1 protein-coding gene is annotated in these 246 nt (G+C 61.0%); it reads left to right on the forward strand.

Going from position 1 to position 246, the window contains the following annotated elements:
* On the forward strand, positions 1 to 246 hold a 246-nt coding region (locus tag HKX41_12825), incomplete at both ends, for a hypothetical protein (GenBank protein NNC25019.1).

Below are 246 nucleotides of genomic sequence, written 5' to 3' on the forward strand. Positions count from 1 at the left end.
CTCGACCACGTTCTTTCTGCAGACGATCAGCGGCCATCCGGTCGAAGTCGAAGTGCTGCAGCAGTCCATCGAAACGCATCCGCATCGCGGCGACATCCTGCATCGCCACTCGCGCCTTTACGTGCGGCATCCGCGCAACATCATCCTGGTGGCCGAATCCGAGATCGCGCTGTCGCGGTTGGATCCGGAGCAGCGCGAGAAACTCATCGAGCGCATCGAAGGCATAGGGAAATTGCTCGATCCGGG

The organism is Salifodinibacter halophilus (genome assembly GCA_012999515.1).
Classification (GTDB): domain Bacteria; phylum Pseudomonadota; class Gammaproteobacteria; order Nevskiales; family Salinisphaeraceae; genus Salifodinibacter; species Salifodinibacter halophilus.